Source organism: Streptomyces sp. NPDC001348 (genome assembly GCF_053597535.1).
On sequence record NZ_JBSFIK010000004.1, the window covers coordinates 148,655 to 162,794 of the forward strand.

Consider the following 14,140-nt stretch of genomic DNA (forward strand, 5'->3'; position numbering starts at 1 on the left):
GCGCGGGGAAGTCGTCCGATTGGCCTTTGCTGCACGTACCTGTGCACCCGTGGACTGGAATACGTCCTGGCCGGCCCGCTTCCGTGGGGTGCGGGCGGGCAATTGGCGGACTCCCTCAGGTAATTGGGGAATAACCGGTTCGGCACTGGTGGATTCGTGGGGGAGTTCGCGGAGGGCCGGGGCCGGTAGGGTCGACTCCGATTAGCGTCCGAGTGCGGCGCATTAAGCCGCATTTCTGGGTATGCGGCCATGGGGGCCACTCAGGGGATGCTGCATCCGACCGTGAGGGAAAGCAGGCACCTTCCGATTCCGGAAGTGCGTAGACCGACCGAAAGATGTTCGAGGCGAGGCACACCATGGACGCTCCGACCACCAAGTCGGCGGACAACGGCACATCCGGCGGGGACGGCTGGTTCACCCCGCGCACCTCCCCGGCCCCCGCCCCGGAAACCACTCCGGCCTCGTCCCCGGCCTCGCTCCGCGGACCGGGCGCCTCCGCCCAGCGCTCCATGCCCGTCGCCCAGCAGGCCTCCCCGGACGCCCTCCTCATCCGCCGCACCATGGCCGAGGTCACCCCCGTGGCCGACAAGGCCACCTCGTACTTCTATGCGCTGCTCTTCGTGCGCCACCCCGAGCTGCGATCACTGTTCCCGCCGACAATGGACGCCCAGCGGGACCGGCTGTTCAAGGCGCTGCTCACGGCCGTCGAGCACTTCGACGACACTCCCGTCCTCGTCGACTACCTGCAGAACCTCGGCCGCGGCCACCGCAAGTACGGCACCCGGCCCGAGCACTACCCCGCTCTCGGTGAGTGTCTCATCGGCGCGCTGAGCAGGTACGCCTCCGCCGTCTGGGACGGAGAGACAGAGGCGGCCTGGGTGCGGGCGTACACGACCATCTCCCAGGTCATGATCGACGCGGCGGCGGCTGACGAACTGCGCGCGCCGCCCTGGTGGCATGCCGAGGTCGTCGCACACCACCTCAGGACTCCGGACGTCGCGGTCCTCACACTCCGCCCGGACCAGCCGTATCCCTTCCTCGCCGGTCAGTACACGAGCGTGGAGACACCCTGGTGGCCCCGTATCTGGCGGCACTACTCGTTTGCCTCTGCCCCGCGCTCCGACGGGCTGCTGACGTTCCATGTCAAAGCCGTCCCCGCGGGCTGGGTCTCCACCGCCCTGGTGCACCGCGCCCGACCCGGCGACGTCGTCCGGCTCGGGCCGTCGACCGGCTCGATGACCGTCGACCACAGCACTGACAGAGGCCTGGTCTGTCTCGGCGGCGGCACGGGCATAGCGCCCATCAAGGCGCTGGTCGAGGATGTCGCCGAGCACGGTGTACGCCGCCGGGTCGAAGTGTTCTACGGCGCCCGAAGCGACCGCGACCTGTACGACATCGACACCATGCTCCGATTGGAGCAGAACCACACCTGGCTCTCCGTCCGCGCGGTCGTCGACCAGTCCGCTCGTCTCCAGCTTCCGGAGGCGGTGCGCGAGCACGGTCCGTGGAACGAGTACGAGGCCTATGTGTCGGGGCCGCCCGCGATGATCCGCAGCGGTGTCGACGCGCTCAAGGGCACGGGCATGCCGGCAGGCCGGATACGCCACGACTCGGTCGAGGAGCTCGTGGGCGCCGGTACCTGAGCCGTCACCCCAGGTCCGGTGCGTGCATGGCACGTACGCCCTCGATATTGCCGTCGAGATAGTGCCGCAGGGACAGCGGAACCAGGTGCACGGAGGCGATGCCGACGCGGGTGAAGGGCACGCGGACGATCTCGTACTCGCCGGCCGGCTCCTCCACCTCGGGGCCATGGCGAAGAGAGGGGTCCATGGACTCCAGCCGGCAGACGAAGAAGTGCTGCACTTTCACGCCGGTTGCGCCGCCGTCCTCACCGATGTGCTCCACGGTGTCCACGAAGCAGGGCACCACATCGGCGATCTTGGCGCCGAGCTCCTCGTACACCTCGCGGTGCAAGGCGTGGACGACGGTCGTGTCGCCCGGTTCGACCCCGCCACCTGGAGTAACCCAGTAGGGATCGACACCGGGCTTCGTGCGTTTGATCAGGATCAGGTCGTCACCGTCCAGGAGAACGGCGCGGGCGGTGCGCTTGACCACGGGTCGGACGGTCATGGGAGAAATGTGGCCCGGTTGGTTCCACGTGAAACATCGCAAAGCGCCACAGGGCGAGCGCATGCCGTTACCTTGACGCGACGCTGGTCAGCCCCAGGCGACGGCCGCCCGCTGAAGCCATTCGTATGCCCGGGCGATGTGCGGCATCGCCAGGGTGCCGGTACGCACCACCAGGAAGTACGTCCGCAGCGGCGGCACGGCGGGCTCGTGCAGCTCGATGACGTCACCGTGCCGGATGGCGTCGGCGCACAGATAACGGGGCAGTACCGCCAGACCCGCCCCCGCAACCGCACAGGCAAGGACGGCGCGCAGGTCGGGAACGATGACGGTGCCCGCCGCCGAAGGGTGGGAGTCGAAGACGGAGGCCCAGTACCGGGAGACGAAGGGCAGTGACTCGTGGACCTCGACGACGGGCAGGTTCTCCAGGGCGGCCGCACCTTTGCGGCGCGGCTTTCCCGAGCTGATCAGCTCGGCCCACCGCGGGGAGGCGATCAGGACGTGCTCCTCGTCGCACAGCGGAGTCGCCGTGAGCAGGGCCCCGCGCGGGCGGGCGGTGCTGATGGCCAGATCATGATGTCCGGCGGCGAGTCCTTCCAGAATCGCCTCGGCGTTCCCGAAGGAGGCGCGCAGCTCGAAACCCTGGCCGTCGCCCCGGGCCAGCCCGGTGAGGGCGGGAAGCGCGCGTTCGGCGGTGAACTCGGGTGGGCCGGCGAGATGCAGGGTGCGTGACGAGGACTCGTCGTCCAGCCCGGTCTCGGCTATCTCCACCAGGGCGTCGAGATGCGGAGCCGCCTTGTGGGCCAGCTCGTCACCGATGGTGGTGGGGGTCACCCCGCGGGCCTGCCGCAGGAACAGCGGCCGTCCCAGCTGTCTTTCCAGGGTGCGGATCTGGGAGGTGACGGCCGGCTGGGAGAGGCCGAGGAGTGCGGCGGCGCGGGTGAAGGAACCGGCCCGGTGCACGGTCACGAAGGTGCGCAGCAAGGCCAGATCCATGGAAAGCGCTCCCCCTCCCCTTCCCTGCCTTTCTCCCGTCCCCCCGGACAAGGACCAACTATAAATAAGTCGATAGGTCTCTGTCGCTAGCGTGATTGGACACTGACGGAGAGTCAACTAGCCTGGATCGGGCGGTTCTTAGCGCGGAACCGGGACGGTCCGAGCCACGAGGGGGGAGGTTCGGACCGTCCGTCCCGGCCGGATCCTCTCGGGCCCCGCGCTGCGGTCAGCCGGCCGACTCGTCCAGGGCGCGGAGCACGTCCGCCACCAGGTCCTGGGGGTCCTCCGCGCCGACGGACAGCCGCACGAAGCCCTCCGGTACCGCGTCCCCGCCCCACCGGCCGCGCCGTTCCGCCGTGGAGCGAAGACCGCCGAAGCTCGTGGCGGAGTCCACGAAGCGCAGGGCGCCGAGGAAACGATCGGCACGCGCGCGCGTGGGCAGCGTGAAGGAGACCACGCACCCGTAGCGGCGCATCTGCTGCGTGGCGATCTTGTGTGCGGGGTCGTCGGGCAGCCCCGGGTACCGCAGGCCGGTCACCTCCGGCCGCTCCCGCAGGGCTTCGGCGAGGCTCAGGGCTGTCGCGTTCTGCCGGTCCACGCGCAGCTGGAGCGTGGCCAGGGAACGGTGCGCGAGCCAGGCCTCCATGGGGCCGGCGACCGCACCGACGATCTTGCGCCAGCGACGTACCGCGCTCATGGCGTCTCCGCCGGGGCCGGTGACGTATCCGAGCAGCAGGTCACCGTGGCCGGTGAGCTGCTTGGTGCCGCTGGCCACGGAGAAGTCGGCGCCCAGTCCGAGCGGCCGCTGCCCCAGCGGTGTCGCGAGGGTGTTGTCGACGGCGACCAGGGCGCCACGCGCGTGTGCCGCGTCCACCAGGCGCCGGATGTCACAGACGTCGAGGCCGGGGTTGGACGGTGACTCGATCCACAGCAGCGCCGCCCCGTCGAGGGCCTCGAGCTGGGCGTCACCGCCGGTGGGCGCGGTGCGCACCTCGATGCCGTACGCCTCCAGCTGGGCGCGGACCAACGGCAGCGCCTGGTAGCCGTCACTGGGCAGCACGACCGCCTCCCCCGCGCGCAACTGGGAGAAGAGCACGGAGGAGATGGCGGCCATGCCGGAGGAGAAGACCAGCGTCTCCACGTCGTCCCGCCCCGGTGCCTCCAGCTCGCCGATGGCACGCTCCAGCAGGGTCCACGTGGGGTTCTCGTCGCGGCCGTAGGTGTAGGGGCCGGTGGGGTCGCCCGGCAGGTGGTAGTGGGCTGCGAACACGGGACCGGGCAGGGTCGGCTCGTGCTTGACCGGCTCGGGGAGACCGGCACGTACCACGCGGGTGCCCTCGCCGGTGCTGGGGAGACGGTGCTCGGCGTCCGCGGTGCCGTTCTCCGCCCTCCTTGCGCTGTCGTCCGCAGCCGACTCGCTCATGCCGCCCGCCCCTCCAGGTCGTTGCGTACCGCGGCGAGCAGACCGGTGCTCGCCGCCTCCACCATCTCAAGACACTCCTCGAAGCCGCCCATGCCTCCGTAGTACGGGTCCGGTACGTCGAGGGCGTCGCCCGGATCCGGGTCGTAGGAGCGCAGCAGCCGTACCTTCCGTGCGTCCTCCTCCGTCGGCGCGAGGCGGCGCAGGGCCTTGAGATGGCCGGTGTCCAGGGCTATGACGAGGTCGAGGCGCGAGAACCAGGACGTCTGGAACTGGCGGGCGGTGTGCTCGCTGTCGTAGCCGTGTTCCTGCAGGACCGAGACGGTGCGCGGGTCGGCGCCGTCGCCCTCGTGCCAGCCGCCGGTGCCGGCGCTGTCGACCGCTACGAGGTCCTCCAGCCCGGCCTCCGCCACGCGCGCGCGGAAGACGGACTCGGCCATCGGGGACCGGCAGATGTTGCCGGTGCAGACGAAGCAGACGCGGTAGGTCATGACGGGCTCAGTCCTCGTCCGGCAGTACGACGTGCAGCGCCCAGGAGACTATCGAGATGATCAGGCCGCCGAGCACGGCGGTCCAGAAGCCCTCGACATGGAAGCTCAGGTCGAGCTTGTCACACACCCAGGAGGTCAGCAGCAGCATCAGCGCGTTGACCACCAGGGTGAACAGGCCGAGGGTGAGGATGAACAGGGGGAAGGTCAGGACCGTCAGGATCGGCTTGACCAGCCAGTTCACCACGCCGAACACCAGCGCTACGGCGATCAGTGTGCCGGCCTTCTTGCCGGTGCTGTCACCGGTCAGGGTGATCTTGTCGAGCAGCCACACGGCGACCGCCAGGGCGCCCGCGTTGGCGATCGTCTTGACTACGAAATTCTTCATGTGTCTGATCGTGGCAGACGGGAACGGCTGCGAGCAGTGGGGCGAGGGCGACAACAACGATGAAGGCATTCCGGCTGGACGAACTGGAGGCGGAGCGCGCCGCGAACGAGGGCGCCTACCTCCAGTTCCTGCGGGAACGGAACATGTCGGTCGGGCTGTACGCGCTCGACGCGGGCGATCACGACCGGCAGAAGCCGCACAACCAGGACGAGGTGTACTTCGTCGTCAGCGGCCGTGCCTCCATCACGGTCGGCCTGGAGACCACTCAGGTGGCGCGCGGCAGCGTGGTGTACGTGCCGGCCGGGGTCGCCCACAAGTTCCACCACATCAGCGAGGACCTCAGGGTCCTGGTCGTGTTCTCTCCACCCGAGGCGTGAAGCCGTCCCCGAGGATTCCCTAGGGGAACGGTCAGGGGAGGACAAGGGGTGCGAGGCCCCCGTCGGCCCCTTGGCGGACCTAGCATCGATGGCAGGACCTCAAGAGCACTTCGAGAGCAAGGGACAAGGGCAATGGGAGAGATGTTCGCGGGCCTGCCGTGGTGGGTGAAGTGGGTCGCGGTGCCGGTCATCGCCCTGGTCGTGTTCGGGGGCGTGATAGCCAGCGTGGTCGGGTTCGTGATCAGCCTGCTCTTCAAGGCGCTGGTCTTCGTCGCCCTGGTCGGCGGTCTGATCTACATCGTGCGGAAGTTCATGGCGGGCTCCTCGTCGCGCAGCGACTGGTGAGCCGCCAGGGGAGCCGGTGACGGTAACAGGAATCGCCGGTTCCCTCGGGCGAGGGAAGTTTTCCGGGCGGGCGGTCCGCGGGCGGTGGCGGGCGGTTAGAGTCCGGAATTCGCCGCGGGGCGCAGCCCCGGGGACGGCGTACCCCCACCCCGTGTTCCTCCTGCACGGGCTGCCCCTCGCGCTTCGGGAGTGACCCCTTGGCCACGGTCGACACCGCACCCGCTGAACCTCACGCACCGTCCGGCCCGCCCCAGCCGCGTCCCGCCACGGCGATCCCCGAGCAGCGCCGGCACTCCGGGACCCTCATCGGATCCGTGCAGCGCGCGATGCGACTGCTGGAGGCCGTCGCCGAGCACGAGTACGGCGCCCCCGCCAAGCAACTGGCCCGCGAGACCGGGCTTGCCCTGCCCACGGCGTACCACCTGCTGCGCACCCTGGTGCACGAGGGCTATCTGCGCCGTGACAAAGGACTGTTCTTCCTTGGTGAAGCGGCCGAACGGCTGAGCAGCAGCGGAGCGAAGCAGAAACGTCGCAGCACGGTCGCCGACGCGCTCGCGCACTGCCGGGATGCCATCGGTGTCCCGGTGTACTACGCCATGTACCGCGAGGGGGACGTCGAGGTCATGTGCGTCTCCGACACCCCTGGCAACCCGGCGGTCGAGGAGTGGGCCGACTTCCGGGAGACCGGGCACGCGCACGCCATCGGCCAGTGTCTGCTCTCCCAGCTGAGCGAGGACGCCCGCCGGGACCACCTGGACCGTTACCCCGTGCAGTCCCTCACGCCGTACACGGTCCGCGACGACCACACCCTGCTGCGGCGCCTCGAGCGGATCCGGCGCATGGAACCGGTGACCGAGAGGCAGGAATACGTGCTGGGCACGGTCTGCGCCGCGCTCCCGATCACCGTCGGCACCACCGCGGCCACGATGGCCATCTCACTGCCGTCCCACCAGGCGGACCGGCTGCTGCCCGCCGCCCAGCAGCTCCAGAGGGAGGTCGGGCGGCATCTGGGCTCGATCGCGATCTCTATCAGTATCTGAAAACTCACTCCTTGTGATCTACCGTGCACATTAAGCAAGATTTCACCAGGGTCAAAGGGGTCATTACCGGCCAGTCGGTGTCCTATGACGGGATGGGCGATGCGCGAGTCCGTACAGGCAGAAGTCATGATGAGCTTTCTCGTGTCCGAGGAGCTCTCCTTCCGCATCCCGGTAGAACTGCGGTACGAGACTTGTGACCCCTATGCCGTGCGGCTGACCTTCCACCTCCCCGGTGACGCCCCGGTGACCTGGGCCTTCGGGCGTGAGCTGCTGATCGACGGAGTGGGCCGGCCCTGCGGCGACGGCGATGTGCGTATCGCGCCCGCCGGCTCCGAAGCACTGGGCGAGGTCCTGATCCGGCTTCAGGTCGGCGCCGACCAGGCCCTGTTCCGCTCCTCCACACCCCCACTGGTGGCCTTCCTGGACCGTACGGACAAACTGGTTCCGCTGGGCCAGGAGGGAGCGCTCGCCGACTTCGACGCCCACCTCGACGAGGCCCTGGACCGCATCCTCGCCGAGGAGCAGAGCGCCGGCTGAAGTGCTACGGCCGAGGCGCCAGATCCTCCGGTGCACCCTGTCGCGACGAAGCAGTAACGCTTCTCCGCGCCAGGCATTCCACTCGAGCTCACCGCTTCCGACGTCGTCGGCCCCGGCCGCCGCGCACCGGAGCCGAGGGGGCCGCGGCGCCGGCCGCAGTCCCCTGAGCCGGGCGGTCCGCCGCCACCACCAGCGCCGCGAGGGCGGTGGTGACCGGCACGGAAGCCACGAGGCCGATGGAGCCCACCAGCGTGCGCACGATCTCCTCCGCCACCAGCTCACTGTTGGCGACCGTGCCCACGCTGCTCTGCGCGATGGAGAACAGCAGCAGCAGCGGCAACGCAGCACCCGCGTAGGCCAGCACGAGCGTGTTGACCACGGACGCGATGTGATCGCGGCCGATCCGTATGCCCGCGCGGTACAGCCCACGCCAGCCCATCGACGGATTCGCCTCGTGCAGCTCCCACACGGCCGAGGTCTGCGTCACCGTCACGTCGTCCAGCACACCGAGCGAGCCGATGATGACACCGGCGAGGAGCAGACCGCTCATGTCGATCGACGGGTAAAGGCCGTGGATGAGGCCGGTGCTGTCATCGGTGTTGCCGGTCAGCGCGGCCCAGCCGATGAAGAGCTTGCCGAGAACGCCGATCAGCGACAGCGAGATCAACGTGCCGAGCACTGCCACGGACGTGCGGGCCGACAGGCCGTGGCACATGTACAGCGCGATCAGCATGATGGCGCTGGAGCCGACCACCGCCACGGTCAGCGGATCCGACCCCTGCAGAACCGCGGGCACGATGAACAGGTTGAGGACCAAGAAGCTGATGGCCAGCGCGACCAGCGCCGTGAGGCCGCGCATCCGCCCGACGACCACGACGGCGAGTGCGAAGATCCCGGCCAGCAGCGCCATGGGCATGCGCCGGTTGATGTCGGTGACCGAGTACTGAAGGTCCTTCGGTGCCGAGGGCTCGTAAGCGGTCACGACCTTCTCGCCCTCGTGCAACTGCCGCGGCTGGTCCGGCTGCACGATCTCGGTGAACGTGCGGCCCTTGTCCTTGCCGGTGTCGACCCGAACCGTCGCCTTCTTGCAGGTGCCGCTCGCCCCCTGCTGCGCCGAACCGCCTCCGGTGGTCGAGGTGTCCGCGGCCGCGGTGCCGCCGGACGCGTTCACCGACTTGCAGCTGACCTCGATGACCCTGGTGACCGTGGCCTGCTGGGTCTGCCGGTCGAAGCCGACCCCGGTCCGCTTGTGGGGCGGGGCACCCCCTGGCCACAGAACCACGAGCCCGACCGCTACCGCCAGGGTGAAGGGGATCAGGACGGCGGCGATGACCTTGCGCAGGTGCTTCGAGACGGGAGCGGCCGGTCCATGGCTGTGACCGTGTGAGTGCCCGTGCCCCTCACCGGCCCCGTGCGGGTAATCCGGCGGACGCTGAGGCTCGTGTGTCGTGGTCACCGTCCGATCATTGCAAGAAGGGCACAAGGCGCACTGTTCACCGCGCCACAAATGACGCTAGCGTGGAGGCACCTTTGCACACGCGGGAGCTCGGAGCACCGGGCTGAGAGGGCGCTGACCTCCGTCTTCGCGTTGTTTCACGTGGAACGTCACTTAGTCGAGTGATGTCTCACAAGAAACACCGACCGACGGAAACCGCTGCGTCGACCGCCGAACCTGTTACCGGGTAATGCCGGCGTAGGGAGTAGGTCTCATGACCAACAAGGACGTACGCACGCCTGCCTCCACGCAGCTCTCCGACGGCCAGGAGGCCGGGAAGTCCATCGGCTGGCACAAGGGGTATGTCGAGGGATCACGCCCCGACCTGCGCGTGCCGGTCCGTCAGGTGCACCTCACCAACGGGCAGTCGGTCACGTTGTACGACACCTCCGGCCCGTACACCGATCCCCTCGTCGAAACCGACGTCCGCAGGGGCCTGCCGCCGCTGCGGGAGAACTGGATCATCGCTCGTGGCGACACCGAGGAGTACGCGGGCCGTCCGGCCCGTCCCGAGGACGACGGGATCAAGCACACCTCGCCACGGGGCGGCCTGCGCAACCTCGACGCGGTCTTCCCCGGACGGCCCCGTCAGCCGCGCAGGGGCCGCAGCGGCGAAGCGGTCACTCAGCTCGCCTATGCCCGTCGCGGCGAGATCACACCCGAGATGGAGTTCGTGGCCCTCAGGGAGAACGTTTCCCCAGAGGTTGTCCGGGAGGAGATCGCGGCGGGCCGCGCCGTGCTGCCCGCCAACGTCAACCACCCGGAGATCGAGCCGATGATCATCGGCAAGCGGTTCCTGGTGAAGGTCAACGCCAACATCGGCAATTCGGCGGTGACTTCCTCCATCGAGGAAGAGGTCGAGAAGATGACCTGGGCGACCCGTTGGGGCGCCGACACGGTCATGGACCTGTCCACCGGCCGCAACATCCACACCACGCGCGAGTGGGTCCTGCGCAACTCCCCCGTTCCGATCGGCACGGTGCCGCTCTACCAGGCGCTGGAGAAGGTCGACGGCCGGGCCGAGGAGCTGACCTGGGAGATCTACAAGGACACGGTCATCGAGCAGGCGGAGCAGGGTGTGGACTACATGACCGTCCACGCGGGCGTGCGTCTGGCATACGTGCCGCTGACCGCGAACCGCAAGACCGGCATCGTCTCGCGCGGCGGCTCGATCATGGCGGCGTGGTGCCTGGCGCATCACAAGGAGTCGTTCCTGTACGAGAACTTCGAGGAGCTCTGCGAGATCCTCGCCGCCTACGACGTCACGTACTCGCTGGGCGACGGCCTCCGGCCCGGATCGATCGCGGACGCCAACGACGAGGCGCAGTTCGCGGAACTGCGAACCCTCGGGGAACTCAACCGGGTTGCCAAGCGTTTCCACGTACAGACCATGATCGAGGGCCCGGGTCACGTCCCGATGCACAAGATCAAGGAGAACATCGACCTTCAGCAGGAGATCTGCGATGAAGCTCCGTTCTATACGCTCGGCCCGCTGACCACGGACGTCGCGCCGGCGTACGACCACATCACCTCCGGCATCGGTGCCGCGATGATCGCCTGGTGGGGCACGGCGATGCTCTGCTACGTGACGCCCAAGGAGCACCTGGGCCTGCCCAACCGTGACGACGTCAAGACCGGCGTCATCACCTACAAGATCGCTGCCCATGCGGCCGACCTCGCCAAGGGCCATCCGGACGCGCAGCAGTGGGACGACGCGCTGTCCGACGCCCGCTTCGAGTTCCGGTGGGAGGACCAGTTCAACCTCGCCCTGGACCCTGACACGGCACGGGAGTTCCACGACGAGACACTCCCGGCCGAGCCCGCCAAGACGGCCCACTTCTGCTCCATGTGCGGGCCGAAGTTCTGCAGCATGAAGATCAGTCAAAGCATCACAGAGCGGTTCGGTGGTGCGGCGACTGAGGGAGCGTCGGCGGAGGAGGTCGCCGAGGGGATGCTCCAGAAGTCGAAGGAGTTCGCGGCGAGCGGGAACCGCGTGTATCTGCCGATCGCGGACTGAGGCTCACCCGCCGGTGGTCCGTGCTCTGTGGTCCACAACCCGGGCCGGAGGGCGGACCACCGCGCCTTCTCACGAGAGCAGGGTGGCAGCCGCGTGCGAGCCGGGTCCGCCCTGGAGCATCGATAGGCTCCCGGCATGGACGTCCGTGTAGAGATCGCCAGGGAGACGAGTCAGGAACTCGTCGACGCCTTCGGCCGGCTGCTGCCACAGCTGTCATCGACGGCCGAGCCTCTCGACTGTGAAGCGGTCGATCGGTTGGTGACGTCCGACGCGAACACGTTGCTCGTCGCTCGGGCCTCCGATGCGATCGTGGGCACACTGACCCTTGTGATGCTGCCCCTGCCGTCCGGGCTGCGCGCTCGCATCGAAGACGTGGTCGTCGACGGTGTCGCCCGAGGACAAGGGGTGGCAAGCCTGCTCACCGAGGAGGCCTTGCGGATCGCGGAGGAAGCGGGTGCACGAACAGTCGATCTCACCTCCCGGCCTGATCGTGAGGCCGCGAACCGGCTCTACGAGCGTCTCGGCTTCCAGGCCCGCGAGTCGACGGTCTACCGCTTCCAGGCCGGCCGGTAGCGCACCACTGCATACGCATGCTGTAGTGCGCTATGCCGCATCAACCGCTTGAGCATGAAGATTCATCAAAACATCACAGAGTGGTTCGGTGGTGCGGCGGCTGAGGGGGCGTCGGCGGAGGAGGTCGCTGATGGGATGCTCCAGAAGTGGCGCTGCTCCGCGGGACGCAATGCCTCGGGAGCAGCGTCATCAGTGTTCGGCGGTCAGGGGGCGGGCGATGGATCCCGTGGTGTTGTGGACGGTGTCGGCGCCGGCCCAGTCACTTGTCTGGCAGGACGACGATCTTGTCGATCTAGTGGGAGGGCGAGCCTGGAATTCCGCCGGTGTGGAGCGTCGGATCTCCACCGGCCACGGTCCCGGGTGCGACAGAAGCGTTACCTCTCCCTCCGGCCGTTACAGCGTTGTCTACGCCGAGCGCGGGACGACGGCCCTGCTGCTGGAAGGAACACGCGTTGTCCGGGAGCTCTCGCGCAGCGCTCACCACGCCGAGGACTTCGACTATCCCCTGGCGCTGGGAGCGCTGCGGGACGGTCGGGAGATCCTGGTTCACTGCCCGGACGAGTACGCCGTCCTCCAGGTCGAGGACGTCCGATCGGGACAACAGCTCACCGCAGGCACACGTCAAGCCAGGGATGTGTTCCACTCCCGGCTGTCGGTGAGCCCGGATGCCAGGCACCTTCTGGTGGCCGGATGGGTGTGGCATCCGTACGGGATCGTGGAAGTGTTTGACCTGGACAGTGCGCTGACAGACCCGACCGTCCTGGACGGGCCAGGGGTGATGCCCATGGAGCCGGGACTGGATGCCGAAGTTGCGTCAGCGTGCTGGCTCGATAATGACCGCCTGGCGGTGGCGACCGGTGACTACGTCCTCGATGACGAGGAGGTGCCGACTCTGGGGCCTCATCATCTCGGTGTGTGGTCCCTTTCCCAGCGTCGGTGGCTGCACCGAAACCGCGCCGATTTCGAGATCGGCACCCTGATCGCAGAGGGCAGCCGAGTCGTCTCCTTGCACGGGCACCCCAGACTGATCGACATCGCGACCGCTTCAGTACTGGCGGAATGGCCCGAGCTCGAAGTATCGAGGCGAGACGGGGCCTACGGCGTCACTCATGTCCCGACCCCGGTTGCGGCATTGCACCCCGACGGATCTCGCCTGGCAGTTGCTCAGGCCGAGAGCATCGCGCTCATCGAATTGCCCGAGCACAACGCGCGACCGCGCATGACTCCTGCTCGAACCTGTTCAGCATGAAGATCTCGCAGGACATCCGTCGCGAACACTGGGCCGGTCAGTCCCCGATCGCGGAGGGTATGGCGCAGAAGTCGAGGGAGTTCACGGCGGCGGGCAGCCTGGTCCATCTGTCTGCCGCGTACTGAGCCGAGGGGCCGCAGGTCCGGCTTGCGCCCCGGCGGGGCGCAAGCCGGGGGTCATTCCGGCTGGTGCTCCGGGCCGCCGAAGTCCGGGCTCGTGTAGTCCGGGCTGGTGAAACTCGGGCGCGAGCCCGGGGCGCTGCCGTCCTCGGGGCTGCTGAACCCCGGGCGGTCATAACCGAGCCGGGGCATGCGTCCGGTCGGCGCGGGCGGGGTCATACGGTGCAGCGCGGCTGTGCCGGGGTCGGCGAGCGCCTCCTGCAGGAAGGGCACGATGCCGCGCTCCAGCAGAGCCTCGCGCCAGACCTCCCTGGCGCGGTCCACGGCCTCGGTCGCCTCCGTGTGGGGTCCGCTCTCGAGGGAGGGGCTGTTGCGCAGGGCGGTGAGGAGCAGCCCGACGGCGGCGACCAGAATCGCGGCGGCCGCCATGGCGCCGAACACCCAGCCAGTGGTGATCATCGTCTGGGCGAAGGCCGGTGCCGGGTCGAGCATCCTCAGGATGTAGCCGACCAGCAGGAAGATCGCCGCGGCCGTGCCGGCGAGGACGGGCGTGAGGACCGCGACGACGGCGACGGCGCCCGCGCCGTTGGTCTCCGCGACCTCGCCGAGGGAGGCTGCGAGTGTCATCGAGTCCGTGCCCGGCTCCGCGGATTCGGGCACGGTGACGGAGGCCGCGGCGGCCGGGGCCGGCCGTCGCAGATCCTCGCGGACCTTCACGTAGTGCTGGTACTCGGTCGCCGCGGCCGCCGTGATGAGTGCGGAGGCGTTGAGCGCCATGGTGCGAAGTTGTTCCGGGTTGAGCCGCTGACCGACGGCGGCCAGTTCCGGGCGGTGTGGTGCGGAGCGCAGCGCCTCATCGAGGATCCGCTCGTATTCCTGGCGGTCCTCGTTCAGCAGGTGCTGCGGAACGCTGTTCATCTGCATCCCCCGATGCTCCGTAGGGCTTGGGGCTCGCACGTCGACGAGCCG

General features: G+C 68.7%; 16 protein-coding genes. 9 read left to right on the top strand and 7 right to left on the bottom strand.

Annotation, left to right across the window (positions count from 1 at the left end; translation table 11 throughout):
* The first annotated feature begins 335 nt into the window (after nt 1-335).
* Nucleotides 336-1,643, top strand: coding sequence for a globin domain-containing protein (locus tag ACWC21_RS05840; protein WP_450878528.1), 1,308 nt, complete (start codon nt 336-338; stop codon nt 1,641-1,643).
* 4 nt (nt 1,644-1,647) lie between these two features.
* On the opposite strand, the gene ACWC21_RS05845 is transcribed toward ACWC21_RS05840, so the two are convergent.
* From ACWC21_RS05845 to ACWC21_RS05865, 5 genes are all read right to left on the bottom strand, one after another.
* Nucleotides 1,648-2,130, bottom strand: a complete 483-nt coding sequence (locus ACWC21_RS05845; protein WP_450878530.1) for an NUDIX domain-containing protein — start codon at nt 2,128-2,130, stop codon at nt 1,648-1,650.
* Nucleotides 2,131-2,217: 87 nt separating this feature from the next.
* A complete protein-coding gene (locus tag ACWC21_RS05850; protein WP_450878532.1) occupies nt 2,218-3,123 on the bottom strand; it encodes a LysR family transcriptional regulator in 906 nt (301 codons plus the stop codon).
* A 226-nt stretch (nt 3,124-3,349) separates the two neighbouring features.
* The gene (locus ACWC21_RS05855) at nt 3,350-4,546 is read right to left on the bottom strand and encodes a cystathionine gamma-lyase (RefSeq protein WP_450878534.1); all 1,197 of its coding nucleotides are present in this window, start codon (nt 4,544-4,546) and stop codon (nt 3,350-3,352) included.
* The gene (locus ACWC21_RS05860) at nt 4,543-5,034 is read right to left on the bottom strand and encodes a low molecular weight protein-tyrosine-phosphatase (protein ID WP_450878536.1); all 492 of its coding nucleotides are present in this window, start codon (nt 5,032-5,034) and stop codon (nt 4,543-4,545) included. The genes ACWC21_RS05855 and ACWC21_RS05860 overlap by 4 nt, the downstream gene beginning before the upstream one ends.
* Nucleotides 5,035-5,041: 7 nt before the next feature.
* A complete protein-coding gene (locus tag ACWC21_RS05865; RefSeq protein WP_388792469.1) occupies nt 5,042-5,419 on the bottom strand; it encodes a phage holin family protein in 378 nt (125 codons plus the stop codon).
* A gap of 59 nt (nt 5,420-5,478) precedes the next feature.
* On the opposite strand from ACWC21_RS05865, the gene ACWC21_RS05870 reads away from it, so the two are divergent.
* The 4 genes from ACWC21_RS05870 to ACWC21_RS05885 all read left to right on the top strand — a co-directional run bounded on the left by ACWC21_RS05870 (nt 5,479) and on the right by ACWC21_RS05885 (nt 7,718).
* Nucleotides 5,479-5,796 carry a cupin domain-containing protein gene (locus tag ACWC21_RS05870; protein WP_450878539.1) on the top strand — a complete coding sequence of 106 codons (318 nt, stop codon included), beginning with the start codon at nt 5,479-5,481 and terminating at the stop codon, nt 5,794-5,796.
* Nucleotides 5,797-5,928: 132 nt separating this feature from the next.
* Nucleotides 5,929-6,141 (top strand): DUF5326 family protein, encoded by a 213-nt coding sequence (locus ACWC21_RS05875; protein WP_450878541.1) that lies wholly within the window; start codon nt 5,929-5,931, stop codon nt 6,139-6,141.
* Between the two features lie 197 nt (nt 6,142-6,338).
* Nucleotides 6,339-7,181, top strand: a complete 843-nt coding sequence (locus ACWC21_RS05880) for an IclR family transcriptional regulator (protein WP_450878543.1) — start codon at nt 6,339-6,341, stop codon at nt 7,179-7,181.
* 99 nt (nt 7,182-7,280) lie between these two features.
* Nucleotides 7,281-7,718: an SsgA family sporulation/cell division regulator gene (locus ACWC21_RS05885; RefSeq protein WP_388792461.1), complete on the top strand. Its 438-nt coding sequence runs from the start codon at nt 7,281-7,283 to the stop codon at nt 7,716-7,718.
* An 88-nt stretch (nt 7,719-7,806) separates the two neighbouring features.
* Here the strand turns inward: ACWC21_RS05885 and ACWC21_RS05890 are convergent, their stop codons facing one another.
* Nucleotides 7,807-9,174: a YibE/F family protein gene (locus ACWC21_RS05890; protein ID WP_450878545.1), complete on the bottom strand. Its 1,368-nt coding sequence runs from the start codon at nt 9,172-9,174 to the stop codon at nt 7,807-7,809.
* A gap of 253 nt (nt 9,175-9,427) precedes the next feature.
* On the opposite strand from ACWC21_RS05890, the gene thiC reads away from it, so the two are divergent.
* From thiC to ACWC21_RS05910, 4 genes are all read left to right on the top strand, one after another.
* Entirely contained in the window at nt 9,428-11,230 is a 1,803-nt protein-coding gene (gene thiC, locus ACWC21_RS05895) for a phosphomethylpyrimidine synthase ThiC (protein ID WP_450878547.1), read from the top strand.
* Between the two features lie 135 nt (nt 11,231-11,365).
* Nucleotides 11,366-11,803, top strand: coding sequence for a GNAT family N-acetyltransferase (locus ACWC21_RS05900; protein ID WP_450878549.1), 438 nt, complete (start codon nt 11,366-11,368; stop codon nt 11,801-11,803).
* A gap of 217 nt (nt 11,804-12,020) precedes the next feature.
* Entirely contained in the window at nt 12,021-13,052 is a 1,032-nt protein-coding gene (locus tag ACWC21_RS05905; RefSeq protein ID WP_450878551.1) for a hypothetical protein, read from the top strand.
* Nucleotides 13,049-13,177: a hypothetical protein gene (locus ACWC21_RS05910; protein WP_450878553.1), complete on the top strand. Its 129-nt coding sequence runs from the start codon at nt 13,049-13,051 to the stop codon at nt 13,175-13,177. The genes ACWC21_RS05905 and ACWC21_RS05910 overlap by 4 nt, the downstream gene beginning before the upstream one ends.
* Nucleotides 13,178-13,228: 51 nt before the next feature.
* On the opposite strand, the gene ACWC21_RS05915 is transcribed toward ACWC21_RS05910, so the two are convergent.
* On the bottom strand, nt 13,229-14,095 hold the full coding sequence (locus ACWC21_RS05915; protein WP_450878555.1) for a hypothetical protein: 867 nt from the start codon (nt 14,093-14,095) through the stop codon (nt 13,229-13,231).
* Between the last annotated feature and the right edge of the window lie 45 nt (nt 14,096-14,140).

What these genes read in the sequence shown, in the direction of transcription:
- ACWC21_RS05840 (WP_450878528.1), top strand. Translation starts at nt 336, where the DNA reads ATGTTCGAGGCGAGGCACACCATGGACGCTCCGACCACCAAGTCGGCG.
- ACWC21_RS05845 (WP_450878530.1), bottom strand. Translation starts at nt 2,130, where the DNA reads ATGACCGTCCGACCCGTGGTCAAGCGCACCGCCCGCGCCGTTCTCCTG.
- ACWC21_RS05850 (WP_450878532.1), bottom strand. Translation starts at nt 3,123, where the DNA reads ATGGATCTGGCCTTGCTGCGCACCTTCGTGACCGTGCACCGGGCCGGT.
- ACWC21_RS05855 (WP_450878534.1), bottom strand. Translation starts at nt 4,546, where the DNA reads ATGAGCGAGTCGGCTGCGGACGACAGCGCAAGGAGGGCGGAGAACGGC.
- ACWC21_RS05860 (WP_450878536.1), bottom strand. Translation starts at nt 5,034, where the DNA reads ATGACCTACCGCGTCTGCTTCGTCTGCACCGGCAACATCTGCCGGTCC.
- ACWC21_RS05865 (WP_388792469.1), bottom strand. Translation starts at nt 5,419, where the DNA reads ATGAAGAATTTCGTAGTCAAGACGATCGCCAACGCGGGCGCCCTGGCG.
- ACWC21_RS05870 (WP_450878539.1), top strand. Translation starts at nt 5,479, where the DNA reads ATGAAGGCATTCCGGCTGGACGAACTGGAGGCGGAGCGCGCCGCGAAC.
- ACWC21_RS05875 (WP_450878541.1), top strand. Translation starts at nt 5,929, where the DNA reads ATGGGAGAGATGTTCGCGGGCCTGCCGTGGTGGGTGAAGTGGGTCGCG.
- ACWC21_RS05885 (WP_388792461.1), top strand. Translation starts at nt 7,281, where the DNA reads ATGCGCGAGTCCGTACAGGCAGAAGTCATGATGAGCTTTCTCGTGTCC.
- thiC (WP_450878547.1), top strand. Translation starts at nt 9,428, where the DNA reads ATGACCAACAAGGACGTACGCACGCCTGCCTCCACGCAGCTCTCCGAC.
- ACWC21_RS05900 (WP_450878549.1), top strand. Translation starts at nt 11,366, where the DNA reads ATGGACGTCCGTGTAGAGATCGCCAGGGAGACGAGTCAGGAACTCGTC.
- ACWC21_RS05905 (WP_450878551.1), top strand. Translation starts at nt 12,021, where the DNA reads ATGGATCCCGTGGTGTTGTGGACGGTGTCGGCGCCGGCCCAGTCACTT.
- ACWC21_RS05910 (WP_450878553.1), top strand. Translation starts at nt 13,049, where the DNA reads ATGAAGATCTCGCAGGACATCCGTCGCGAACACTGGGCCGGTCAGTCC.
- ACWC21_RS05915 (WP_450878555.1), bottom strand. Translation starts at nt 14,095, where the DNA reads ATGCAGATGAACAGCGTTCCGCAGCACCTGCTGAACGAGGACCGCCAG.